This is a genomic window from Haladaptatus sp. CMAA 1909, assembly GCF_043952005.1.
Taxonomy (GTDB): Archaea; Halobacteriota; Halobacteria; order Halobacteriales; family Haladaptataceae; genus Haladaptatus.
Window position 1 is genome coordinate 658,708 of sequence record NZ_JBIOAV010000001.1, and the last position, 23,322, is coordinate 682,029.

A 23,322-nucleotide genomic window follows, 5' to 3' on the forward strand; every position below is an offset into this window, starting at 1 on the left:
TTGGGCTCGATTTCGGTTTCGATTCACGCTTTCGTTCGTTGACTTCCGCTACCGAGATAGCGGCGGCTTTCTCCCGGTCGGACAGCCTTTAGGCTCCGCTCCGGAAATCGAACCCATGGCCGACGAATTTCGTTCCTTCGAGGGGCTTCGGCGCGCGCTCGCCGAGGCGACGTTCGACAAACCACCGGCGATAGTCTGCAACGCCCACGTCACCGGATTGAGCGTCGCCCGTGCGCTCTCCGCCCACGACGTGCCCGTCATCGCCATCGACCGAAACGGCAAGGGCGTCGCGCCGTACTCCGACGCCGTAGATTTCGCCGGACAGGTGACGTTCCCGCTCGACGATTTGGACGGGTTCCGCGACGACGTGGAAGCGCTCGCCGCAGAACTGGACCACGACCCCGTCGCGTTCCCGTGCATGGACGAGTGGGTTCACGCCTTCGCCGGGACGGAACCCGAGGGCGTCCGCCTGCCGTTCGCCGGTCGGGAGACCATCGACGCCGTCCTCGACAAGGAGTCGCTCTACACGAAGGCCGAGGAGTTGGGCGTTCCGTACCCCGAGACGTACCGCCTCTCGGAGACCGACCCGGACGACGCCGCCGACGCGCTCGGATTCCCGTTGGTCGTCAAACCCGCGCTCAAACGCGAGTTCGAGGAGGCCGTCGGGACCAACGTCATCGAAGTCGCCGACAGGGAGGAGTTGGCCGACGTGGCCGCCATGGCCGCGGATGCCGGCATCGACGTCATGGCACAGGAGAAGGTGGACATCGCCACCGGGCGGGACTGCTCGCTCGCCTCGTACGTTCCCCAATCCGGCGACCCCGTGACGTTCGTCGGCAACGCCCGCGTTCGATACCCGCAGGCGTTCGGCACCTCGTGTCTGGTGCGGAAGACGGACCAACCCGAAATCGAGGAGCGCGCACTGAAGGTGCTGGAGGAGACGGGCTACTACGGCATCAGCGAAGCCGAGTTCGTATACGACCAATCGCGCGAGGAGTACGTCCTCCTCGACATCAACACCCGTCCGTGGAAGTGGATTTCGCTGCCCGTCCAGGCCGGTGCCGACCTGCCGGGGGCCGCCTACGCCGAAGCGGTCGGCGAGGAGTTCGACCCCGGCGAGACGCACGACGCCACGTGGGTCTACCTCGCCGATTACCTGAAACTGCTGGCAAACGGTTCCGGTTTCTCGGACGTCCTCTCGGCGGAGCAGTGGGAGTCCCTCCTGTCCGGCGGGTTCGAGGACTCGGACGAGTTGACGACGGGCGTGTATCGGCCTGGCGACGTCGGACCGATCCGCCGCCTCATGAAAACCGAGTTCGGAACCGCCGACTACTACTGTTCCTGTTAGGGTGGGCGATATCGACCCGACCACGTGGCGCGCGTGGCTGGCAGGCCCGAGGACATTACGTCCGAGGGCCTGATCTGGCTTTCGCGCGAGGGATGACGACCGGAGGAGCTTCAGCGACGACGGGAGGAATCGGCTGGGGAGGGAGTGGCACGGTGTGGTTGCGGTTTCATTGACGTCTGTCGTTGCAGTCATAGACAAGCCGACACCACTTCGTAACGAACGGCCAGGGGGCGTTCCGAGTCGCCACTTCGACAGTTGCAACCACGGTACCTCCCTACCCCCGCTCCCCCGTCGCCCCCATCGTATTCGAAACCCAGATCCATCGTATCCGAAACCCAGATGACGGAGAGGTTGGCCGGGTCCCCGTCACATTTGCTCCGGCGTTCCGGAATACGACCAACGAATCACAATGAGCGACGAAACCATTCATTTCAACCTGTTCACCATGAACTCGGTGGAGCACGTGACGGCGGGCAACTGGCGCACGCCGGGCGACCAGTCCCACCGCTACACCGACATGGCGTACTGGCAGGAAGTCGCGCGACTCGCGGAGAAGGGCGGCTTCGACGCCGTGTTCTTCGCCGACGTGCGGGGAATCTACGACGTGTACGGAGGGGACCGAACCGCGGCCATCGAGAAAGCCATCCAAACGCCGGCGAACGACCCGGAACTGGTGATTCCGGCGATGGCGAGCGTCACCGACGACCTCGGCTTCGCGGTGACGCGCTCCACGACGTACGTCCATCCGTATCAACTCGCCCGCGAGCTTTCGACGCTGGACCACCTCACGGACGGGCGAATCGCGTTCAACGTCGTCACCTCCTACCTCGAAAGCGCGGCGGAAAACCTCGGACTGGAGGGTCGAATGGAACACGACGCGCGCTACGACCGGGCCGAGGAGTTCATGCGGGTCTGCTACCGCCTCTGGGAGGACAGTTGGGAGGACGACGCGGTGGTTCGGGACGTCGAGGCGGGGCGGTACACCGACCCCGAGAAGGTCCACGCCATCGATTACGAGGGCGAGCACTTCTCGGTGCCCGGGCCGCACTCCTGCGAACCGTCGCCGCAGCGGACGCCGGTCCTCTACCAAGCCGGGTCGTCGGAACGCGGACGAAACTTCGCGGCGACCAACGCGGAGGCGTTGTTCGTCAGCCAACCCACCGAAGCGGCCGTGAAACGCTACGTCGAGGACGTTCGAGCGCGCGCCGATGAGGCGGGACGAAACGGCGACGACCTCGCCTTCTTCGCCGGAATCGCGCCGATAGTGGGCGAGACGGAGGACGTCGCGCGGGCGAAGTACGACCAGTACCGCGAGAACGTGGATACGGAGGCGACGCTCGCCTTACTCGGCGGGTTCATGGATTTGGACTTCTCGGAACTCGCGCCGGACCAACCCGTCGAACACATCGAAACCGAGGCGATTCAGGGTGCGGTGGACGCCCTCACCAAACACGCGCCGGAGCGCGACTGGACGGTCCGCGACGTCGCGGAGTTCTGCGGGCTCGGTTCCACCTCCCCCGTCGTCGTCGGGTCGCCGGAAACGGTCGCCGACGAACTCGAACGCTGGCACGCGGAGACGGGGATTACGGGCTTCAACCTCAAGGAAATCGTCCGCCCCGGCACGCTCCGGGATTTCGTGGAGTTGATCGTGCCCGAACTCCGAGAGCGGGGCCTCGTCCGCGAGGCGTACGAGGGTGAAACGCTTCGGGAGAACGTGTTCGGTCGGCGGCACCTCGCCGACGACCACCCGGCGAGGCGGTGAAACCGGCCGCCGACGGACGCGGAAATCGGCTCTGTCCGTCGAACCATCCCGCCTTTCCCGCCGTCTCACTGCCGTTTCCGGGTGAACGATAGCGTCGTTTATCGCCGTACGAGGTCTACGACAAGTGCGGGGGGAAACACAATGAGTGTCGGAACAACTGACAACGAGACGGTCGTCCGCCGCGACATCGAGGAGGTATGGAGCAGCGACGGCGACTTGGATAGCATCGACGACACCGTGACTGACGACTTCGTCTATCACACGTCGATGATGGACATCAACGGCCGGGACGAGTACAGGGAGATGGCCGAGGAGACCCGAAAGATGTTCTCCGACTTCGATATGGAGGTGGAGGACATCCTCTCCTCCGACGACGAGGTGGTCGTCCGGTACACCATGCGGGGCACGAACACCGGCGAGATGATGGGCAAGGAACCGACGAACGAGCGCATCGAGATGACGGGCATCATCATCGACCGACTGGAGGACGGGAAGATTCGCGAGCGATACGAGAACGCCGACGAACTCGGCATGCTCGTCCAACTCGGCGTGGTCGAACTGCCGCCGGAGATGCGGGAGTTCGAGGAGTAAGCGGGGACGGACGCGTCGAACGGCTTTTTTGAAACCTCACCGTCAGAACCGACGAGACGAAGGTTCGAAGCGGAGAGAAATGCGGCCGCTTTACCGTTGTCCACGCCCGCTACCGGATGAACTATGAGCATCAAAACAGCCGACAACGAAGCGGTCGTTCACCGAGAGATTCGCGAGGTATGGGACGGAGGGGACTTCGACACGATTCCCGACCTCGTAGCCGAAGACTTCGTTTTTCACAATCCGATGCTCGACGAACCGGCACGTGGCCCGGACGGGTATCGGAAAGTAGTCGAGGCGTTTCACGACTCCTTCTCCGACATGGAACACGAGGTGGACGGAATGTACGCCGTGGACGACGTGGTGGTGACGCGATATACGACGCGGGCCACCCACGACGGTGAACTCATGGGAATCGCGCCGACGGGGACGAAAATAGAGGTCACCGGGATCGTCATCGACCGTTTGAAAGACGGCAAACTCGCGGAACGGTACGTCAACGACGACGCGCTAGGACTGTTCGAACAGATCGGTGCCGTCGAACCCCCGACGGAATCGGAATCCACGGATTGACCGACTCGCGCAAACGAACCTCTTTTGGGTGGACCACACCAACGCGAAGGCAATGAACGTACTCGTCGTCGGGGCGGGCGCGATGGGTCGCTGGTTCGCCGAGGCGATACCGGCCGATATCGCGTTCGCCGACGCGGAACCGGGGGTTGCGGAGGAGGCCGCTCGAACGGCCGACGGGCGAGCGGTCGCGCTGGAATCCGACGAATCATTCGACGTGGTCTGTCTCGCCGTCCCGATGCCTGCGATTTCGGAGGCGGTCGAGGAACACGCGCCGAAGGCCGACCGGGCGATACTCGACGTGAGCGGCGTCATGGCCGAACCGGTCGAAGCGATGACGGAACACGCGCCGAACGTCGAACGGGTGAGCCTGCACCCCCTGTTCGGGTCGGACACCGCGCCGGGGAACGTGGCGGTCGTGGCGGACGAACCCGGCCCGGTGACGGACGAACTGCTCGCCGCCATCGAGGCTCGCGGGAACACGCTGGTCGAGACGACGGCGGCGGAACACGACGAGGCGATGACGACGGTGCAAGCCGGAACGCACGCGGCAGTGCTCGCTTTCGCGCTGGCGGCGACGCCGGTCCCCGAAGGGCTTCGAACTCCCGTCTACGAGGAGTTGTCCGGCCTCGCGGGCCACGTGACCGACGGCGAACCGCGCGTGTACGCCGACATTCAGGCCACCTTCGACGGCGCGACGGGCGTAGCGGAGGCGGCGAGGCGACTGGCCGACGCCGACCCGGCCGACTTCGAGCGGTTGTATCGCGAGGCGGCGGACACGCACGAGGTGGACGAATGAACGCGGAGCAGCGCGAGCAGGTGCTCTCGAACGCGAAGTACCTCCAAGACGTTCGTCCCGTGGACCCCGAGGAGATCGCCGAATACGTCGAAGACGAACCCCACCCGGCGGTCGTCCGGCAGGTCCTCCGCGAGGAGGCGGGGTCGCTCGGTTTCGTGGAGCGCGAGGACGGCACCTTCGAACCCGCATCGGACGACCCCGTTCGTCCCGACTTCCACGGTGTCGAGTCGTTCTCCGAGAAGTACGGGCGAAAACTGGAGGACCTGCTGGTCGCGGAGTTCGGCGCTGGGTGGCCGGACGGCACGTCGGGCGACGAACTTCGCGACACGATTCGACGGCTCAAGGAGGACTACTTCGCCCAGAACCCCGTCGAGTACGACTATCGCGTCGCGCTCGGCTACGCCATCTACCACCTGCCGGACTACTACGCCGTGGTCCAGTACGTCCTCTCCGAACTCGCGGAACGCGGCCTGCTGCCCGGAAAACTCCGCGTCCTCGACGTCGGCGCGGGAGTCGGCGGCCCCGCCCTCGGACTCCACGATTTCCTTCCTTCGGAGACGTTCGTGGAGTACCACGCCGTCGAACCGAGCGACGCCGCCGACGTCCTCGCCGCGATGCTGGAAGAGACGGGCGAGAACTTCCACCCGACGGTCCACCGCGACACCGCGGAAGCCTTCGAACCCGAGGACGGCGCGGAGTACGATCTCGTCCTGTTCGGCAACGTGTTGAGCGAACTGGCCGACCCGGAGGTGGTCGTTCGAAAATACCTCGACTTCCTCGCGCCGACGGGGTCGTTGGTCGCCGTCTCCCCGGCGGACAAGAACGCCAGCATCGGCCTTCGGGAGGTCGAACGAAGCGTCGCCGACCGGACGACCGTGTTCTCGCCGACGCTTCGCCTCTGGCCCGGCGAGGAACCGACCGACGACTGCTGGTCGTTCGACGTGAAACCCGAGTTGGCCGTGCCGCCGTTTCAGCGCCGACTGGACGCGGGGGAGAGCGGGGACGGCGAAGGTGACGTCGAGGTCTCCGAACGCGAAACCGAAACCGAAGGACGCACCGAAGAATCCGCGAGTCAGGTGGAACACCGAGGAATCGACGCCAGCGACTACGAGTTCGATTCGGGCGACGATGGGAGGACGGATAAGCAAGGCATCGACGCGAGCGAGTACGGAATCGACGCAAGTGAGTACGGAACCGACGCGAGCGAATACGGTGCCGGCGACGATATCGACACGTCCGGGCGTGGACTTGATGCGGGTGGTGCCGACGCGAACGCACACGAAACCGGGACGGACGAACCGCGGGAGTCCGTAACGTTGGACGACATCGAGGGCGACGGCGAGTTCGTCAACGTCGACGTGCAGTTCTCGCACGTCATCCTTCGAACCGACGGTGTCCGTCGGCGGGAGTTCACCGCCCGTCCGTCCGAATCGGCGAAGATGGCGGGGATGGAGCGCCACGTCACCGAACGGGTGAACCTCGTCGCGGTGAAACTCAGTCACTCGCTGTCGGAGGAGGGTGAAAACGCCGTGTTCAAAATCAGTGACGGAAGCGAGGCGGTGGGAAACTTCGCGGTCCTGACGAGGGAAACGTCACTCAACCGCGCGCTTCGCGAGGCGGCCTACGGAAGCCTCCTGTCGTTCGAGGACGTGCTCGTGCTCTGGAACGAGGACGAAAAAGCGTACAACCTCGTCGTGGACGAGCGGACGGTCGTGGACCGCCGCTAGTTCGCCTCGACGCACTCCCGGACGAAGTTGTAGTACGAACCGAACTTCCCTTCGTCGTTCGGTGACAGCGGTATTTTGTTCTCCGCGAGCAGTTCGACCGTCTTCTTTGGCTCGCACTCGAACCAGATGGACAGGATGTCTACGTTACGCTGAGCGTATTCGTAGTTGAGTTCGAGCGTGTGAGCGTCTGTGACATTTCCCTCCGCCATGTCCGTTCGCATTATATGACCGTCACAGTATAAATCCCGGTGATTCATTGAGTATCAATACTGAATTATTACAGTCGGGAAACGAGTCGTATCCAACCTGGGCGGGTGCGAAACAGGTTGGACGACGGGCTATCGCGACGTTTCATCACGACGGGTGCGCGCTAATTTGTCACGACGTCGTGATTTATGTCGGTCATACGCCGTTTCGTCTCACCCGTTCGTTTTGCTTTCACTTCCGGTCGTCACACCGCCACCGTCCGACGGTTATTGTGGCGTGTTCACGAACATCGAGCGGAGTACTTTTGCGTCCCCGTTCCAACCCCTGTTCATGGGCGATTCGCTCGAAATTCTTCTGACGAACGACGATGGCATCGACAGTCCCGGTATCCGCGCACTGTACGAGAGCCTCCAGGAAGTCGGCAACGTGACCACCGTCGCACCCGCGACGGATCAGAGCGCGGTCGGCCGTGCGATGTCCTACGAAGTCGAAGTCGAGGAGCACGAACTCGGCTACGCGGTCACGGGAACCCCGACCGACTGCGTGGTCGCCGGCCTGACCGAACTCGGACCGTACCCCGACATCGTCGTCTCCGGCTGTAACAACGGCGCGAACCTCGGTGCGTACGTCCTCGGACGTTCCGGAACGGTTAGCGCCGCTGTCGAAGCCGCATTCTTCGACGTTCCGGCCATCGCCGTCTCGCTGCACGTGCCGAACCACCTCTGGCCCTACGACACGACCGTCGATGAGTACGAGGAGGCGGCGCGTGCGGCGACGTATCTCGCCGAACACGCGCTCGACGCGGGCGTGTTCGAGCAGGCGGAGTACCTGAACGTCAACGCGCCGATGCCGGGCGACGGGCCGATGCCGATGGAAGTCACCCGTCCCTCGCACGTCTACGACATGGATACGACCAACGAAGGAGGCGTCATCACGCTGCACGACCTGACGTGGGAACAGATGGACGACGAGACGCTTCCGGACGCGGAGGGAACGGACCGCCGCGCGGTGTACGAGGGCAACGTCAGTGTCTCCCCGCTGACCGCCCCGCACACGACACACCACCACGAATCGCTGGACGAGTTGGTGACGGAGTACCGCGAGTAGCGCTACCGTTTTACCCGCAGAAGTCCAACCGGGCCTATTGACTAGGGGGTAGGGGGAATCGTGAGTCATAGCGATATCGAACAATTCGCACTCGATTCACTTCCAGTGAACGTCGCCGTACTCGACGAAGACGGTATCATCGTCGCGACGAACGACGCGTGGGAGGAGTTCGGGCGGGAAAACGGACTGGCGGCCACGACGCGCGGCGTCAGCTATCTCGACGTCTGCGACGTGGCTGACGACCTGACGGCGGACGAGGTAGCCGCGGGTATCCGCGGAATTTTGGCGGGCGACCGGTCCGAGTTCAGCCTCGAATATCCGTGTCACTCGCCGGACGAACGGCGGTGGTTCGTGATGCGTGCCGCCGAAGTGACGGACGACGGAAACCGGTTCGTCGTCGTCGCGCACATGAACGTCGCCGAACGGCACGAACGGGACTCGGAAATCGAGCGCTACGAGATGATCGTCCGCAACGTCCCGGTGATATTTTTCTCCATCGACACGGACGGGACGTTCCAACTCGCGGAAGGGAGCGGGTTGGAATCGACGGGAGCGACCGACGAGGAAATCGTCGGCCAATCCATCTACGAACGGTACGAGGACTACCCGGACATCCTCGAGGACTGTCTCCGTTCCCTGTCGGGCGATTTGGTTCGATCGACGCGGGAGTTCCACGGGACGATCTACGACATCGTCTTCCAACCCGTATTCGATGCGGACGGGACCGTGGAACGCGTCATCGGCGTCGCCATCGACGTAACCCGCCGAAAGCATCACGAGGAGGCGCTCGCCGCGCTGTCCGACCTCACGCGGGAACTACTGGGGACGGAAACCGCGGAGGACGTGTGTTCCCTCACGGTGGAGGCGGCGGAGCGACTGTTGTCCCTCCCGGTGACGATCATCGCACTGTACGACGAATCGACCGGCGCGCTCCAACCGACCGCGAGGACGGAGGAGTCGGACGAACTACCGGAGGAGGTACTGAACGGGGACGGCATCGCGTGGGAATCGTTCCTCCAGAACGACGTCCGATCCGATGGCGAGACCGTCATCCTTCCGCTCGGAACGCACGGCGTGTTCGTCACCTCGGTGTCCGGCGACGCGACCCTCGACATCGCGGAACTCTGTGCGGCCGCCGTCGAATCGGCCCTCGGACGCGCCGAACGCCAACGACGACTGCGCGATCAGGAGACGAGGCTTCGTCGGCAGAACGCCGCGCTCGAACGCCTCAACGAACTGAACGACGGTATTCGACGCATCGACCGGGCGCTCGTGGAGGCGCGGACCCGCGAGGAGATAGAGACGGCCGTCTGTTCCCGTCTGGCGAGCGGAGGGCCGTACCGGTTCGCGTGGATCGGAGCGGATGATCCGGCGACGGGGGCCGTCGTCCCCCGCGAATCGGCGGGTATCGGGCGCGGCTACCTCGACGCGCTAACCATTACGACCGCCGACGAGACGGGCGATTTGGCGGGGATCGCGCTCCGAACCGGGCGGGCGCAAGTCGCACAGGACGTACTCCGCGGTCCGCTCTCCGAGCAATGGCAGAGCGAGGCGCTGAAACGCGGCTATCGCTCCTCGTGTGCGCTCCCGCTTCGCTACGGTGACGCCGTGTACGGCGTGCTTTCGGTGTACTCCGACGAACCTCGAACGTTCGACGAACTGGAACGGGCCGTCCTCGAAGACGTGAGCCAGACCATCGCCTACGCCATCAACGCCGTGGAGAGCAAGAAGGCCCTCACCGGAAGCGAGATGGTCGAACTCCAGTTCGACATCGAGGACTCGTCGGTCGTGTTCGTGGACATCGCGGAACGGCTCGACTGTCACGTCGAATTCATGGGTGTCGTCTCCAAACACGACGCCACGGTGACGGCGTTTTTCACCGTGACCGGCGCGCCGTCGGACGACGTGTGTGGACTCGCGTCCCGCTCGTTGGAGGTCGTCGACATCGAACGGGTGAGCAGTCGGGACGACTCCGCGCTGTTCGCCGCGACGCTGACGGATTCGAGTTTCGTCGGGACGCTCCTCGATTACGGCGCGATTCCGGAGACGTTCGCCGTCGGACCGCTTCCGGGTTCGGTCGTCGTTCGACTCTCGACGAACGCCGACGTTCGGACGTTCGTGGAGGTACTCCAGAAACGGTTCCCGGCGCTGGAACTGCGGAGTCGCAGACACCGGGAGCGACCGGTGGTGTCCGGGGACATCGATACGGCGCTCTCGGAGACCCTCACGGACCGCCAGCGGGAGGTGCTGGAGACGGCGTACTACAGCGGGTTCTTCGACTCGCCGCGAAAGAGTACCGGCGAGGAGGTGGGACGCTCGCTCGACATCTCACAGCCGACGTTCCAACACCACCTGCGGACGGCGGAGCGGAAACTCCTCCGACGTCTCTTCGAATCGTGAGCAGCGGGGCATCCGTCTAGACAGATAGCCCCCGTCGAAAACTATCACGTTCAATCTAGCTGGAAACGCCTTTACATAGTATACCCTCCCCGTAACTATGAAGACGGATATGCAACGACGAAGCGAACGAGGCGACCCCGACGATAGAATCAGCCTCGATGTGCTTTCCGCCGTCATGGACGCGGCGGGATACGACGACGCAACCGAGTTCACGACCTGCTTGTACGACGTCATCGACCCGGACGCCCTCGATTCGCTCTTTCACAGCAGGACGAGGGGCGGCCGCGTCGAATTTTCGCTCGAAGGATACGACGTCCGCGTTCACAGCGACGGAACCGTGGAAGTCCTCCCTGAATGACGATGGGCGAACAGCGTATGGATGAAACCGAAGCGTCGTCCGACGAGCGTGTGTGTGCCGTCTGTGGAGACGCCATCGATATCGAATCGTGGCATCCGGTCCTCGCCGAAACCGACGCGACGGGGACGCTCCGCTTGTATCCGTTCTGTACGCACGCTTGCCGAGACGCGTGGAAGGGACACGAACGCAACCGATAACAGAGAATGACCGAACCACGAACCAACGAGATAGAGTACAGCGAATACGAGGACGAATACGGGACCGTGGCGATGTTCTACGACCCGGAGAACCACCGAGCGTGGATTCGCTCCAGCACGACTGTTTCCGTACACCGGTAGAGTGCGGAGAGGAGCCACGCGTGGGAAGATATCCGTCTTCCGTGGACCACAACGGTGCTATCATTTGTCGCCACGACGACCGGCTATCCGTCCCTAGTTTTGCGAACGAAACGGTATCGTCGGTGCTTTTATCGGAATTCCTGATTGATTTGTCGTATGAATCGGACCCTCCTCTACTACGCGTCGATGGGTATCGTCGGCCTCTCGTTCGCCGCAGGCTCCGTACCCGATCTCCTCGCCAGTCGATCCAGCATCAGCCAGTGGCTAATGGCGCTCGGCGGCGTCGGTCTCGTGCTCGGAAGTCTCTATGAGTATCTATCCGGAAGAACGGACGATTTCGACCCTGGCCGTCTCACGTGGATCGTCGTCGGCGGGGCGCTCCTCTCCGTTCTCGGATGAACTTTCTCGCTTTCCTTCGGAATCACCGTCCCGCTACAGCGACCCGAAGAACGCACGGATGTCCTCGGCGGTCAGTTCCGGTTCCTCCCATTCGAGGAAGTGTCCCCCACTGGGCACCTCCGTCCAGCGGTCGATCCGGTAGAGCCGTTCCGCCCATTCGCGCGGCGTCGGGAACATGTCCGCCGGTGCCATCAACAACGCCGTCGGTACGTCCGGGCGGCCCCACTCGCCCGGGTCGCGCATCGACTCGTAGTACAACCGCATCGAGGACCCTATCGTCTCCGTCGCCCAGTAGATGGTCAGGTTCGTCAGCAGGTCGTCCCGCGCGAACGCCTCCTCCACGTCGCCGTCGTTGTCGCTCCACGTGCGGAACTTTTCGAGTATCCACGCCGCCAACCCGGCGGGCGAGTCGTTCAGTCCGTAGGCGAGCGTCCCCGGTTTCGTGGCCTGTTCCATCGCGTACGCCGCTTCGTCCCGCGCCCACCGTTCGGCGTTTTCGATGAACTCCCGTTCCGCGTCCGTGGGGTCGTCCGGAATCATCCCCTCGTCCACCCGCGGGTTCGTCCCGCCGAGATGCATTCCGAGTATCGACCCTCGATACTTGAGTCCGAGTTGTAACAGGACCCCGGCCCCGATGTCGCCCCCCCGACCCGCGTAGCGGTCGTAGCCGAGTTCGTCGGTCATCAGCGTCTGGAACAGGTCCGCGATTCTCGGGACGCTCATCCCCGGTTCGGTCGGGCGGTCCGAAAAGCCGTATCCGGGCAGGGACGGAACGACCACGTCGAACGATTCGTCGGGGTCGCCGCCGAACGCCGACGGGGTCGTCAGCATCGGGACGATGTCCAGCATCTGGACGAACGTGCTCGGCCATCCGTGCAGGAGTATCAGCGGCGTCGGGTCATCGCCCTCCCCCCGTTCGTGAAGAAAATGGATTCCGATGCCGTCGATTTCTGCGCGGAAGTGGTCGTACTCGTTCAGCCTCGATTCCTGCGTTCCCCACTCGAAGTCGTTTTCCCAGTACGCGACGAGTTCCCGAAGATAGTCGAGGTTCGTCCCGTACTCCCATCCCGCGCCGGCCACTTCGTCGGGCCAGCGCGTCCGCGCCAGTCGATCACGCAAATCGTCGAGCGTCGCCTCGCGTATCGAAACGTCCACTGGTTCTACCATCGTTTTCCCCCGATTCCCCTTGGACGGGAACCCGCAAAAACGTCGCTTTCCGCTCGGCCGAACCTACAGAAATCGCCGGAAACTCCAGTACAGCCCGGAAAGCATGTTCTTCGCGCTCGAAACGGGCGAGAACCGCGAATCCGGGTTTTTTGCCGGTTCGAACTCGGCATCGAGTTCCGCCACCGAACAGCGACGAATCTCGCCGGAGTTGACGCGGTCCCCGTCGGTATCGGTTACCCGCAGCATCGTCACCTCCTCTTCCCGTCCCACGACGCGGTAGACGTTCGAATCGGATGGCTCGCCGGCGGGTCGGTAGTGGTCGCCGATTTCTGTCATGGTTCGTCGGTATGTTTCCATACCTACCGGTCCAGAGTATATGAAACGACCGCCTGTGAAAGCATCTCACGATCTATCGCCGGGTAAAAGTCGCGAAACGCCGAAAAATCGACTGCTCCCTTTATCAGTCCACGACGACCAGCACGTCGCCCATATCGACGCTCTCACCCTCGCTGACCGCGACTTGGGTGACGGTACCGCCCCGAGAAGCGACCACGTCGTTTTCCATCTTCATGGCTTCGAGGACGCAGACCACGTCGCCGGGCTCGATCTCGTCGCCCTCCGCGACTTTCACGTCGAGGATGGTGCCCTGCATCTCGGCCGAAACCGTCTCGCCTTCGGCGTCCACGACGGTTTCGCCGCCGTCGCTGCTGCCGCCCGCCGGTTTCGGCTTCTGACCGCCGCCGTTGGAACTCGTCGGGACCGCCGCGACGCCGCCGCGGTCTTCGAGGTTGACCTCGAAGCGCTTGCCGTTGACCTCGACCGTGAACTCGCGTTCGACGACTTCCTCGTCGTCGTCCGACGACGTTTCCGAACCCCACTTCTCCTGTGCATCCGCGATTCGGTCCGAGTCGAGGTGGTGGTCGAGGTACTTCGTCGTGTGCGTCCCGGCGACGAACTCCTCGTCTTCGAGCATCAAGCGGTGGAACGGGATGATGGTCGGGATTCCCTCGATGTCGTACTCCGCGAGCGCTCGCTGGGAGCGGGCGATACACTCCTCGCGGTCGCCGGCGTGGACGATGAGCTTTGCGATCATCGAGTCGTAATCGGTGACGAGGTCGTCGCCCTGTCGGAGCGCGTCGTCCAAACGAACGCCGATTCCACCCGGCGGATCGTAGGTCGTCAGTTTCCCGCCCGTCGCCGGTGCGAAGTCGTTCGCGGCGTTCTCGGCGTTGATGCGGAACTCAATCGCGTGTCCTTCGAGTTCCACGTCGTCCTGTTCGAAGCCGAGCGGTTCGTCGGCCGCGACTCGAATCTGCCACTTCACGATGTCGACGTCGGTCAACCATTCCGTGACGCAGTGTTCGACCTGAATCCGGGTGTTGACTTCGAGGAAGTAGAAGTTCGTGTCCACGCCGAGGAGTTCGTCAGCGCCGCGCGTCTCGTCCTCCTCTACGAGGAACTCGAAGGTACCGGCGTTGTAGTAGCCGGCGGCGGCCGCGCCGTCGCGGGCCGACTCCGCGATTTTCTCCCGCAACTCGTCCGAGAGCGCGGGAGACGGACCTTCCTCGATGACCTTCTGGTGGCGGCGCTGGAGGGAACAATCACGCTCGCCGAGGTGGCGGACGTTGCCGTGGTGGTCCGCGATTATCTGGACCTCGATGTGACGCGGGTTTTCGAGGTAGCGTTCGAGGTAGACGTTGGAGTTGTCGAAGTACGCTTCACCCTCGCGCTGGGCGGATTCGAGTTGGTCCTCTGCTTCCTCGGGACCGCGAACGACCTTCATTCCGCGCCCGCCGCCGCCGCCCTCCGCCTTGATGGCGACCGGGTAGCCGTATTCGTCGCCGAACGCCGTGACCTCCGACGCGTCCTCGACGGGATCGGTCGTTCCGGGGACGATGGGCACGTCGGCCGCCTGCATCGTCTTCCGGGCCTTCGTCTTCTCGCCGAGTTGCTCCATCGACTCGCTCTCCGGGCCGATCCACGTCACGCCGTCGGTGGCTTCGACCTTCGCGGCGAAATCGGCGTTCTCCGCGAGGAACCCGTAGCCGGGGTGAATCGCGTCGGCGCCGGCCTTTTTCGCGGCGTCGATGATGGCCTCCTGGTCGAGGTACGAGTCGGCGGCGCGCGCCGGGCCGACGTTGTACGCTTCGTCGGCGTATCGGACGTGTCCGGAGTTTCGGTCGGCGTCGCTGTAGACGGCGACGGTGTCGATTCCGAGCTCCTCGCAGGCGCGCATCACGCGAACCGCGATTTCGCCGCGATTTGCGACAAGAACCTTATCGAACATTCTTGCGGAAAGCTATTCGGGAAGGCCACCTCATTCTGTCGGTTCTCCCCCGCTGACGACGCCGTCAACGTGACATTTCCACATCGGTTGACGCGGGAGCACGAACGACGGGTCGTGACGATGGCGTGCCCACGGACTTCAGTCGGCGGCCATCGGTGCCGCCTCTTCGAGGATGGACGACATCCGTGTATCGGCGGTCGCAGCGTCCACGCCTCTCGTATGGAGTTCGCCGACGGTCAACTCGTCCGTCACGGCCCACGCGATGACTCGTAGTTCTTCCCGGTGTGCGACCTCGACGATATCCGTTTCGAGACACAACGCGGAGTGAGGGTGAAGCGAGTCACAACCGAGCGCGAGCGCCGTTTGAAAGCCGATGGTCGCTCCGACCTCCTCGCCGAAGAGATACCCGCGCTTCATCTCCGGGTCGTACTCTTGCACTTCGCTCAGCGCGCTCGGGAGGAAGGACGTGACGCGCGCATCGACGCCGGAATCGTGAATGCGCGAGAGGACCTCCGCCGCGATGCCCGTCCGCTTGAGTTCGACTTGGACGCTCACACCCGACGGAACCGCGGCGAGCGCTTCGGACAGCAGCGGGATTCGCTCGCCGGATCGCTTTACCTCCAGTTTGCGCAGTTCGCTCCACGCCATTTCGGCCACCGAACCGTTCCCCTCGGTGACTCGATCTATCGTTTCGTCGTGAAAGACGACGAGTTCCCCGGACCGACATCGGCGGACGTCTATCTCGACGGCCGGAAAATCGAGCGAAGCCTGCTCGACTGCGTACACCGTGTTTTCAGGATATAGTTCCGCGCACCCTCGATGGGCGATAAGATCCATTCTCGTCCGAGTCCCGGGACGCATAAGAATTAAAGATTCCGCTTTGAAGTTTCCCGATCACGCGGAACTCGATTGGTCGAACAGCGGCAATCGTTCCCGCGCCCGAGCGACGTCGGTCGGACGGTTGATTTCGAGATGTCGATTCGCAGGAACGAACATCCGTTTCGTCGGCGTTCGAGTGTACACGTGCGGGTACCAGTCCTCTCGGTTTCGAGCGAGGGTTTCCATCGCACGGTGCCGATGTCGACGGCCGATGATGCCGACGCCCGCGTGGCGGTGTCCCTCGATGTTTCCGTAGTCCACGACGGTTCCCGATTCGTCGAACCGAACGGCCGTATGTTTCATCTGATTCCCGGGGATACACCCGACGACGTTGTAGCTTCCCCGCCACGCCGAATAGCGTCGCTTCATCTCGTCGATGACGGACGGGGAGACGATGACGTCCCCGTTGAGCACGAGCACGTCGTCGTCGTGTCGTTCCAACGCGAGGCGAAGCGACTCCGCGTTCTCGTACTCGTCCCACCGTTCGAAGACGAGCGGTTCGGCCGAGAAGAGTTCCCCGAGGACGTTTTCGTATCCGTATCCGAGCACGACCGTGATTCCGTCGACGCGGTCGATGAGGGTCTCGTACTGACGTTCGTAGAACGACTTTCCGTTGATCTCGAAGAAGGCCTTCGGGATGTCGCCGGTCAGATCACCCATCCGACTCCCACACCCCGCGGCGAGGATCACCGCCTGCATGCCATCACCTCCGTTGCGGCGCGGTCACCGGCCCGACCGTCCATCGGTATCCCGAGTTCGTCCCGGAATCTCGCTTCCCGCTCGGCGACCGCCCCCGAATACCCCCCTTCGTAGAGCGCATCGAGGGTCGGAACGTCGAAGTCGCCCACGCGCGTTACGTGGCCGATTTCAGGGACGGTACCGTTTTCGGCGGCGACGTCGGTGAATTGGACGAGCGGACGGCGAGTATGAAGCCATTCGGCGATGATGCCGGAGTAATCGGAGAGGAGCACGTCGGCGTCCAACATGCTCTCTCTCGGGGTCGGGTTCTCGTCGAACACGACGTTCGGCATCGTCCCGATTCGCTTCCTGCACTCCTCGGTCAGCGACCGACCGGGTTCCTCGGTTCTGTCCATCGGATGGGGCCGAAAGAGGAGTTCGTACTCGGTGTCGGCGAACACGTCGAGAATCGCCATCGCGGTGTTCCGATACGACCCGCCGCCGTAGTTGTGATTGGTCGGCGCGTAGAGCACCCGCTTCCGATTCGGTGCGTTCGAACCGACGAGACCATCCGCTTCCGGAATACCGACCACCGCGACGCGAACGCGGTCCGGAAACGACTCACGGTACCTCCGTGCCCACCGCTCACCCGGCGCGAGTGCGGCGTCGATGGCACGACCCATCGTCCCGACCGTGACGTCGACCTCCCCGCGACCGACCGATGCGCCGTGGCGGACGTGGACCAGCGGATACTCCTCGTGAAACCGAACCGTATCGATGCGGAATCGGTGGTTGTACACGACGACCGCCGGGTCGATGTCGCGAACGTTCCCGTCGACGTCGCTCACGTCATCGACCCCTATCTCGGGAATCGCGTCGCAACACCCGCGCGCTTCCCGACGGGCGGGGATGTACGCCGACGAAACATCCACGTGGTCGTTTATCGATTCGAACGTCTTTCTCATGAACTCCCGTTCTATAACGTACAGTACTTGTACCATTTTTTCCCCCGGACCGCTCCCCAACTCTGGACCGAATACGTCCTGAAAGACGCGACGTATCTCGGATTACCGGATACCCATTCGCCTTACTATCTAGGTGACATCCGTACTTAATCGTGTTCCACGGTCGTCCGACAACTCGATCCGTTCGGTTCGTCGCCCGAACCCAAACCGTTATGTCGAACGGAATTGATTTTTCGACCGTGACGTTCCCGACTCCACCCGCCGCTGGCCGCCCGAATCACGGGCCAGCACCTGCTTTTCGCCGGGTGGAGTCCCGATTCGGCCGCTGACGCGGCGACGGGGTGAAACCGGGCGACTCGCGTTCTCACTACCGAACGAAACCCCGAAATCAGACACGGATGTACGAAATCAGGCAATCAGTCCGACGTATCGACACCGAACGAGTGCAGCGGACGTGCAGCGAGACGGTTCGACGAACCGTTAGCGGGGAACGACGATGAGCGACATGGATCCCCGGAACTACTACGACGAGTTCGGCGAACACGAATGGGAGCGACTGGAGCGCGATCCCGTCACCCGCATGGAGTTCGAGAACACGGTCGACTATCTCGACCGATACCTCCCCGACTCGGGTCGCGTCCTCGACGTGGGCGGCGCGTCGGGCCGCTACGCACTTTGGCTCGCCGAACGCGAATACGACGTGACCCTCGTGGACGTGAGCGAGACGCAGGTCGAACTCGCCCGCGAAAACGCCGCCGAGCGCGAACTCGACGACCGAATCAGCGCCGAAGCGGGCGACGTGCGCGATCTGCGATTCGGGGACGAAACGTTCGACGCGGTGTGCTGTCTCGGCGGCCCCCTGAGCCACGTCGTGGACGACGACGAGCGCGCCACCGCCGTGCGCGAACTCCGCCGGGTCGCCGCACCCGACGCGCCCGTTTTCGTCTCCGTCATCGGTCGCTTTGCCCCGCTTCGGGACATCGTGAAGTTCAGCCTCGACTCCAGCCACGGATTGCTGGTCCCCATCGCCGAGGACGGCAAGTACACCGCCGAACGCGTCGCCGAACACGCCGACGGCGAGGGCTGGGCGGAGTGTCACTTCTTCCGCGCCGACGAGTTCGAGGCCGAACTGCGGGACGCCGGTTTCACCGTCGAGAAACTGGTCGGTTTGGAGGGCGTGGCCAACCGAATGAAACCGGAGTTGGAGGACGCCAGCGACGAGGCCGTCGAGGACGTTCGCCGGCTCGTGAAACTGCTCCGGGAGGACCGTGCGGCGGTCGATTTCTCGGAGCACATGCTGGCGGTGTGTCGCGTATAGTATTCGGATGCGTTTTCCGTCCTGCGGCGTGGTTCGCAATCGCCGTTTGATTCTATAAGCGAAAATGGACTTCCTCAATATATCGGGTCAATCTATTCACAGTTCGTGGGTGTTATTTAGTGTGCCGACGCTCATCGAAATCAACGAGCGAATTCGATTGCTCCGAAAAGTCAGATGAAAAGCAGTCCGATTTCTGTGATTTTCCCCGTTTCGAGATGACTGATTAATTCTGTAGACAAAGTGGAACGTGCGACAGCAGCGAGGTCAACTTCTCGAATTTGGCCGTTTTTGGCGGTTGACTTTCCGTGGGCAGTATAAGCAGAAGTGGAATTCTTAATGACGCCGATTGAGACACCAACATCAAAACCGAAGACGAAAATCGGATAGACTCAAAATTGATTTTGAACTATCCAAACGGATTACTCCCACACTTCCGACTACTCGTTCATGACATCCCAGCAACGTCGACTGTCGCTCTGGTTCGGTCGATCCCCCCCATCGGTCACGTTGGTCTCTCGTCTTTGCGGCTATCTTGTTTCTCTGCCTCTTCGTCCTTCATGCACCGCCCAGCGCTAGCGAGCTCGCGTCATACGGCATTCCTGTTGGATTTGGCGTAGATTTAGTAATTCTATTTGCGCTCATGCTCATTCCCGCAGCGCTCAACGCGTATCTGAACGACGGCCTCCTCATTAGCATTGTTCTCGCTGCGAGTCCACTCTTTGGTGTTGTTCTTGGGAGTATGTTGTATACGTCGCCACCATTTCAACTGAACTATACTACTCTCCTCTACACAACACTCCCATTCATGGCGATCGCTATTGGGCTCGCTGCTGGAATCGGGTTCGTACTTGGGAGTGGAGCCCGACGACTTCGCGTATAACTTCGTGACCAGAACAGACCCTACCTCTCCCCATTAACTACTAGCCAAAATACTGCAACGTAAATCGTTCAGTTGTGGGATGCTTGCCACCAAAGTACGATCAGCAGAATCACAAACCCACCAACAAAGAATGCAATCCCAGTCGGCCATCCGGTTGGCTCTGGTTGGCCACCAGCTGCGGTCTGCGCCATGAACGGAAATCCCTCAACAAGCGTGTGCACGATGAGACTGAGGAATGCAAGCGCACCAATCGCGCCAAGAAACCGTTTGAGTATCGAACGAATCCCGTGTGTCCGCTCTTCAGTCCCAACAACAAGCACAACCGGATTCTCACCAAGAGCATAGATCTTCATCTCACGGCCTTTCTCGGAATATCGTGTATCCGCGACCCGAATTAACTCGGCATCGACGAGTGCGTCAAGATGATACGAAATAGTTTGAATCGACGTCTCAAGGCGCTCAGCGAGTTCAGACGGTGTTCCTGGCTCTTCGTTGATCGTCACGAGAAGGTTGCGAGCTGTTGCAGACGACAGCGTCTCAAAGACCGCATCCGTATCCCTTTCATCGATGCCCAGAATTTGAATGTCTCCCGCTTGCTCAGTGTCGATTTCAGGGGTTGAGCCGGGCAATAGTGACATTTTGGTTCCACCAGTTGTGAGCTAATGAGAGGCAGAGCGTATAATTCCTCGCAAAGTACATGACTGACATGCTTCATTCATCAGAAGCTACCTGTATTGAGCGACAGACCTCATCGGAGCAGCCCAGAAATTACGAACACGAGTCCGAGCGGTACGTAAATGATGCCGGCTCCGATATTACAGGTTGTTTGTGCGCTAGCAGTGGTATACGTATACTGGATTCCGAGCCCACTAAAGCCAGTGATATGCGGCCCACTTGGATCTGCGTCATGGAGACCGACGCCACCACAAACGGGTGGTGTGATGAGGCCGATGCCGATGAACACGAGGAGTCCTCCAATGAGCGTAATTGTCCCGCCGTGTTCAGAGCGAATTCCCATTACTCGATTTTTGTCGTATTGACACTTCTATCTTTCTCCAAGCACAGATGATTTAAGAGAAACGGCACATGAACTTCTCACTCGTCCCAACTTGTGTGATCTCCCAATATGTCTCGATAAGCGATTCTTCGCAGTATCTTCATAGTAGCGGCCCAGCAAGCACGGATATGATTCCTGAACGAATCGAAACCGATCACCTCATCTTCAAGCGACTGACTCACGATGCCATTGATTTGTTCGACCTCTATGACATCTGTTCGAGCGATCCCGGAATCGAGAACGTGACAGAGTACCTCCCCTGGGATCCTCATCAGACGCCGAAGCAAACTCACGATCTTCTCACCAGTGCCGAATCAAACTGGGAGTCTGGAGAGGACTTTCGCTACTTGCTTCGCCTTCGAGAATCCTCCGAACCCGTTGTCGGAATGACCGGGATCGATGTGCATTGGGGCCGTCGAACGGGAACGATTCGCCTCTGGTTACGAAAGCGGTTCTGGGGACGTGGACTCGCTGGAGAACGAGCTGCAGCACTTACAGAAATCGTCTTCGACACACTCGATCTCGAACTGCTTGCAGTCTTCACACTTGAGGGGAACGAGCGGTCACGCCGTGCAATTGAGAAGTACATCGATCGGTACGGGGGGCAGTACGAGGGACTGTTCAGGAACTTTCGGCCAAACGATGGTGATCTTGCGAATGCCCATCGATACACCATAACCCGAGAGCAGTATCGGAACGCGACCCAGTGAAATTACTCTACGTTCTCGATCTGGTCTCGATTTCTATGAACGACATGGCGCTTCGCGAAGTTGGATACCAAGAAACGGATAGTCACAGAGAAAGCGAATAAATCGTGACGGAGTACGACTCATCAGCGATCGTAATGGTGGATTCTTTGATGGGTTCGAATCCGCGCGCCGTATAGAACCGTTTTCCCGAGTCGTTCTCGGAAAGCGCTTCGAGTTTGAGAGCGGTGATGGACTCGGGGAGTCGTGCTAGACCGTGTTCGAGAAGCGCCGTTCCGATTCCTCGGCCCCACTCGTCGGGGTCGACGTAGATCTCTTTGAGTCCGGCTTCATCCGCCTCGACGAACTCTTTCGTCTCGTCGTCGCCCCATCGGAAGTACGCGTACCCTCTGACACTGTCGGTCTCATCGACGGCGACGAAGTACCGAGAATTATGGACCGCTTCGAACAGTGCGTCGAGGCGCTCATCCGTCGGTGACGCGGCAACCCGCTCGATGATCGATTCGGGAACGATGTCGTCGTAGGCGGCTTTCCAAGCGCGGCCGTTCGTGCGGATCGCCCCGCGTAAATCCGTCTCACTTTCGAGCGGTCGAATATTCACGTTTTCGTTCATTGTCGGTGAATAATATATCTACTGGAGGATGCACCGGTCATCGTCGCGAAGGTGCTTTCGCGATACTCACGCTCTCCCTTCTGGACGACGCTTATTTCTACTCTCAACCTCGAATCCCGTCCCCGGTATCCCGATGCCGATTCGTACGCGGTCCGCGCCGCGAGTCGAACGGCACCCGAACCGCTATGAGTTCTCGACTCCTGACACGGGTATGGGTCCTCTCGCTTCGGTTCGTTCGTACAACAGGCGACTCACCGGATGGGCCGAGGGGCACCCGGTTAGATGGTGTGCCCTCATGGTGGCGTTCGGTACGGCAGCGATACTGCTCCCTTTGAGCGCGATCTTCGGCGGCCCGATCGGCGAAAATCTCGGGTATGCCCTCGCGTTTGGCGTGTTCTTCGGCGTCCTACAGGCGCTGTTTCTGAGAACCATCGAGACGTAGATGCCTCTATCCTCTCCGTAGTAGCCGATTCGCGACGTTGGAGACGAATCGAACGAACCGGCACGGTGTGACGAGCGACCCCGACACAGCGACCGAGACGCGCAACAATCCGCGGAGGACGCCCTCTCCGTTTATCGATCACCCGAGCGGAGACGACGGCCCTGCGCACGCACGATGGCGAGCAGGTAGCCGATGCCCGATCGGACGTCGTCCCCCGAGAGCGACCGCAGGAACCCGAACGCCCCGACGGGTTTCGTCTCCCGTTCGGCTTCGTCGATGGCGCGGAACAACCGGTTCAGTCCGTCGACCGTCGTCTCGTTGATTTCGAGCGCCGAGAGCGTTCCCGCCATCTCGATGAGGTCGTCGAGTCGTCCGTCGCGCTGGAGTTCGAGCACGGATTCGAGGGCTTCCGCGAGGTCCTCGCCGTTCTCTCCGACACCCTCGGCGAGCGCAACCGTCCCCTCCGTCGAGAGTCCGTCTGCGGCCTCGACGAGCGTGACCAACGACTGCGTGACGTTGTCGACGTCTCGTTCGTCCGCGCTCGCGATGACGAGAATCGCCGTCTCGATGACGTTCTCGAGTTCCTCCGTGTACTCCGCGGCGTCGGCGTAATCCCCGCCGTAGGCCTCGAGGACCGCTCGCAGTGCTTCCTCACCCTCTTGCGGACGTTCCGGTTCGATGTTCAGCGCGTCGTCCGGGACGCCAGTGGTCGGTTTCGCCATC

At 61.8% G+C, this 23,322-nt stretch carries 25 protein-coding genes; 15 read left to right on the forward strand and 10 right to left on the reverse strand.

Going from position 1 to position 23,322, the window contains the following annotated elements; all coding sequences use genetic code 11:
• The first annotated feature begins 115 nt into the window (after positions 1–115).
• The 6 genes from ACGYLY_RS03605 (at position 116) to ACGYLY_RS03630 (ending at position 6,797) form a co-directional block, all read left to right on the forward strand.
• The gene (locus ACGYLY_RS03605) at positions 116–1,348 is read left to right on the forward strand and encodes a carboxylate--amine ligase (protein WP_395282941.1); all 1,233 of its coding nucleotides are present in this window, start codon (positions 116–118) and stop codon (positions 1,346–1,348) included.
• 409 nt (positions 1,349–1,757) lie between these two features.
• A complete protein-coding gene (locus ACGYLY_RS03610) occupies positions 1,758–3,110 on the forward strand; it encodes an LLM class flavin-dependent oxidoreductase (protein ID WP_395282940.1) in 1,353 nt (450 codons plus the stop codon).
• A gap of 141 nt (positions 3,111–3,251) precedes the next feature.
• Positions 3,252–3,701, forward strand: a complete 450-nt coding sequence (locus tag ACGYLY_RS03615; protein ID WP_395282939.1) for an ester cyclase — start codon at positions 3,252–3,254, stop codon at positions 3,699–3,701.
• Between the two features lie 123 nt (positions 3,702–3,824).
• Positions 3,825–4,274, forward strand: coding sequence for an ester cyclase (locus ACGYLY_RS03620; protein WP_395282938.1), 450 nt, complete (start codon positions 3,825–3,827; stop codon positions 4,272–4,274).
• Positions 4,275–4,326: 52 nt separating this feature from the next.
• Positions 4,327–5,070, forward strand: a complete 744-nt coding sequence (locus ACGYLY_RS03625) for a prephenate dehydrogenase/arogenate dehydrogenase family protein (protein ID WP_395282937.1) — start codon at positions 4,327–4,329, stop codon at positions 5,068–5,070.
• Positions 5,067–6,797: a small ribosomal subunit Rsm22 family protein gene (locus ACGYLY_RS03630; RefSeq protein WP_395282936.1), complete on the forward strand. Its 1,731-nt coding sequence runs from the start codon at positions 5,067–5,069 to the stop codon at positions 6,795–6,797. The genes ACGYLY_RS03625 and ACGYLY_RS03630 overlap by 4 nt, the downstream gene beginning before the upstream one ends.
• Here ACGYLY_RS03630 and ACGYLY_RS03635 read toward each other — a convergent pair.
• Positions 6,794–7,006, reverse strand: coding sequence for a hypothetical protein (locus ACGYLY_RS03635; protein WP_231182834.1), 213 nt, complete (start codon positions 7,004–7,006; stop codon positions 6,794–6,796). The genes ACGYLY_RS03630 and ACGYLY_RS03635 overlap by 4 nt on opposite strands.
• A gap of 328 nt (positions 7,007–7,334) precedes the next feature.
• Here ACGYLY_RS03635 and surE point away from each other — a divergent pair, with 328 nt between their 5' ends.
• From surE to ACGYLY_RS03665, 6 genes are all read left to right on the forward strand, one after another.
• A complete protein-coding gene (surE, locus tag ACGYLY_RS03640; protein ID WP_395282934.1) occupies positions 7,335–8,111 on the forward strand; it encodes a 5'/3'-nucleotidase SurE in 777 nt (258 codons plus the stop codon).
• A gap of 60 nt (positions 8,112–8,171) precedes the next feature.
• A complete protein-coding gene (locus tag ACGYLY_RS03645; RefSeq protein ID WP_395282933.1) occupies positions 8,172–10,511 on the forward strand; it encodes a bacterio-opsin activator domain-containing protein in 2,340 nt (779 codons plus the stop codon).
• Between the two features lie 97 nt (positions 10,512–10,608).
• Positions 10,609–10,869 (forward strand): HalOD1 output domain-containing protein, encoded by a 261-nt coding sequence (locus ACGYLY_RS03650; protein ID WP_395282932.1) that lies wholly within the window; start codon positions 10,609–10,611, stop codon positions 10,867–10,869.
• Positions 10,870–10,886: 17 nt separating this feature from the next.
• Entirely contained in the window at positions 10,887–11,066 is a 180-nt protein-coding gene (locus ACGYLY_RS03655; RefSeq protein WP_395282931.1) for a hypothetical protein, read from the forward strand.
• 6 nt (positions 11,067–11,072) lie between these two features.
• Positions 11,073–11,207 carry a hypothetical protein gene (locus ACGYLY_RS03660; RefSeq protein WP_395282930.1) on the forward strand — a complete coding sequence of 45 codons (135 nt, stop codon included), beginning with the start codon at positions 11,073–11,075 and terminating at the stop codon, positions 11,205–11,207.
• A gap of 156 nt (positions 11,208–11,363) precedes the next feature.
• Positions 11,364–11,606 (forward strand): hypothetical protein, encoded by a 243-nt coding sequence (locus tag ACGYLY_RS03665; protein ID WP_395282929.1) that lies wholly within the window; start codon positions 11,364–11,366, stop codon positions 11,604–11,606.
• Between the two features lie 33 nt (positions 11,607–11,639).
• Here ACGYLY_RS03665 and ACGYLY_RS03670 read toward each other — a convergent pair whose 3' ends face one another.
• The 6 genes from ACGYLY_RS03670 to ACGYLY_RS03695 all read right to left on the reverse strand — a co-directional run bounded on the left by ACGYLY_RS03670 (position 11,640) and on the right by ACGYLY_RS03695 (position 17,582).
• Complete coding sequence (locus tag ACGYLY_RS03670) at positions 11,640–12,773, reverse strand: epoxide hydrolase family protein (RefSeq protein ID WP_395282928.1); 1,134 nt, start codon at positions 12,771–12,773, stop codon at positions 11,640–11,642.
• 63 nt (positions 12,774–12,836) lie between these two features.
• Complete coding sequence (locus ACGYLY_RS03675; protein WP_395282927.1) at positions 12,837–13,109, reverse strand: hypothetical protein; 273 nt, start codon at positions 13,107–13,109, stop codon at positions 12,837–12,839.
• Between the two features lie 124 nt (positions 13,110–13,233).
• The gene (locus tag ACGYLY_RS03680) at positions 13,234–15,060 is read right to left on the reverse strand and encodes an acetyl-CoA carboxylase biotin carboxylase subunit (protein WP_395282926.1); all 1,827 of its coding nucleotides are present in this window, start codon (positions 15,058–15,060) and stop codon (positions 13,234–13,236) included.
• A gap of 138 nt (positions 15,061–15,198) precedes the next feature.
• Positions 15,199–15,897 carry a glycerophosphodiester phosphodiesterase gene (locus ACGYLY_RS03685; RefSeq protein WP_395282925.1) on the reverse strand — a complete coding sequence of 233 codons (699 nt, stop codon included), beginning with the start codon at positions 15,895–15,897 and terminating at the stop codon, positions 15,199–15,201.
• 57 nt (positions 15,898–15,954) lie between these two features.
• A complete protein-coding gene (locus ACGYLY_RS03690; RefSeq protein WP_395282924.1) occupies positions 15,955–16,638 on the reverse strand; it encodes an NTP transferase domain-containing protein in 684 nt (227 codons plus the stop codon).
• Positions 16,626–17,582: a CDP-glycerol glycerophosphotransferase family protein gene (locus ACGYLY_RS03695; RefSeq protein WP_395282923.1), complete on the reverse strand. Its 957-nt coding sequence runs from the start codon at positions 17,580–17,582 to the stop codon at positions 16,626–16,628. The genes ACGYLY_RS03690 and ACGYLY_RS03695 overlap by 13 nt, the downstream gene beginning before the upstream one ends.
• 496 nt (positions 17,583–18,078) lie before the next feature.
• On the opposite strand from ACGYLY_RS03695, the gene ACGYLY_RS03700 reads away from it, so the two are divergent.
• On the forward strand, positions 18,079–18,900 hold the full coding sequence (locus ACGYLY_RS03700; protein WP_395282922.1) for a class I SAM-dependent methyltransferase: 822 nt from the start codon (positions 18,079–18,081) through the stop codon (positions 18,898–18,900).
• 948 nt (positions 18,901–19,848) lie between these two features.
• Here the strand turns inward: ACGYLY_RS03700 and ACGYLY_RS03705 are convergent.
• A complete protein-coding gene (locus ACGYLY_RS03705; RefSeq protein ID WP_395282921.1) occupies positions 19,849–20,418 on the reverse strand; it encodes an ArsR/SmtB family transcription factor in 570 nt (189 codons plus the stop codon).
• 547 nt (positions 20,419–20,965) lie between these two features.
• Between ACGYLY_RS03705 and ACGYLY_RS03710 the strand changes: the two genes are divergently transcribed.
• Complete coding sequence (locus tag ACGYLY_RS03710; RefSeq protein WP_395282920.1) at positions 20,966–21,547, forward strand: GNAT family N-acetyltransferase; 582 nt, start codon at positions 20,966–20,968, stop codon at positions 21,545–21,547.
• 82 nt (positions 21,548–21,629) lie between these two features.
• Here the strand turns inward: ACGYLY_RS03710 and ACGYLY_RS03715 are convergent, their stop codons facing one another.
• A complete protein-coding gene (locus ACGYLY_RS03715; protein WP_395282919.1) occupies positions 21,630–22,145 on the reverse strand; it encodes a GNAT family N-acetyltransferase in 516 nt (171 codons plus the stop codon).
• Positions 22,146–22,368: 223 nt separating this feature from the next.
• On the opposite strand from ACGYLY_RS03715, the gene ACGYLY_RS03720 reads away from it, so the two are divergent.
• Complete coding sequence (locus tag ACGYLY_RS03720) at positions 22,369–22,599, forward strand: hypothetical protein (RefSeq protein WP_395282918.1); 231 nt, start codon at positions 22,369–22,371, stop codon at positions 22,597–22,599.
• A 131-nt stretch (positions 22,600–22,730) separates the two neighbouring features.
• Here ACGYLY_RS03720 and ACGYLY_RS03725 read toward each other — a convergent pair whose 3' ends face one another.
• On the reverse strand, positions 22,731–23,321 hold the full coding sequence (locus ACGYLY_RS03725) for a DUF1641 domain-containing protein (RefSeq protein ID WP_395282917.1): 591 nt from the start codon (positions 23,319–23,321) through the stop codon (positions 22,731–22,733).
• Position 23,322: the final 1 nt, after the last annotated feature.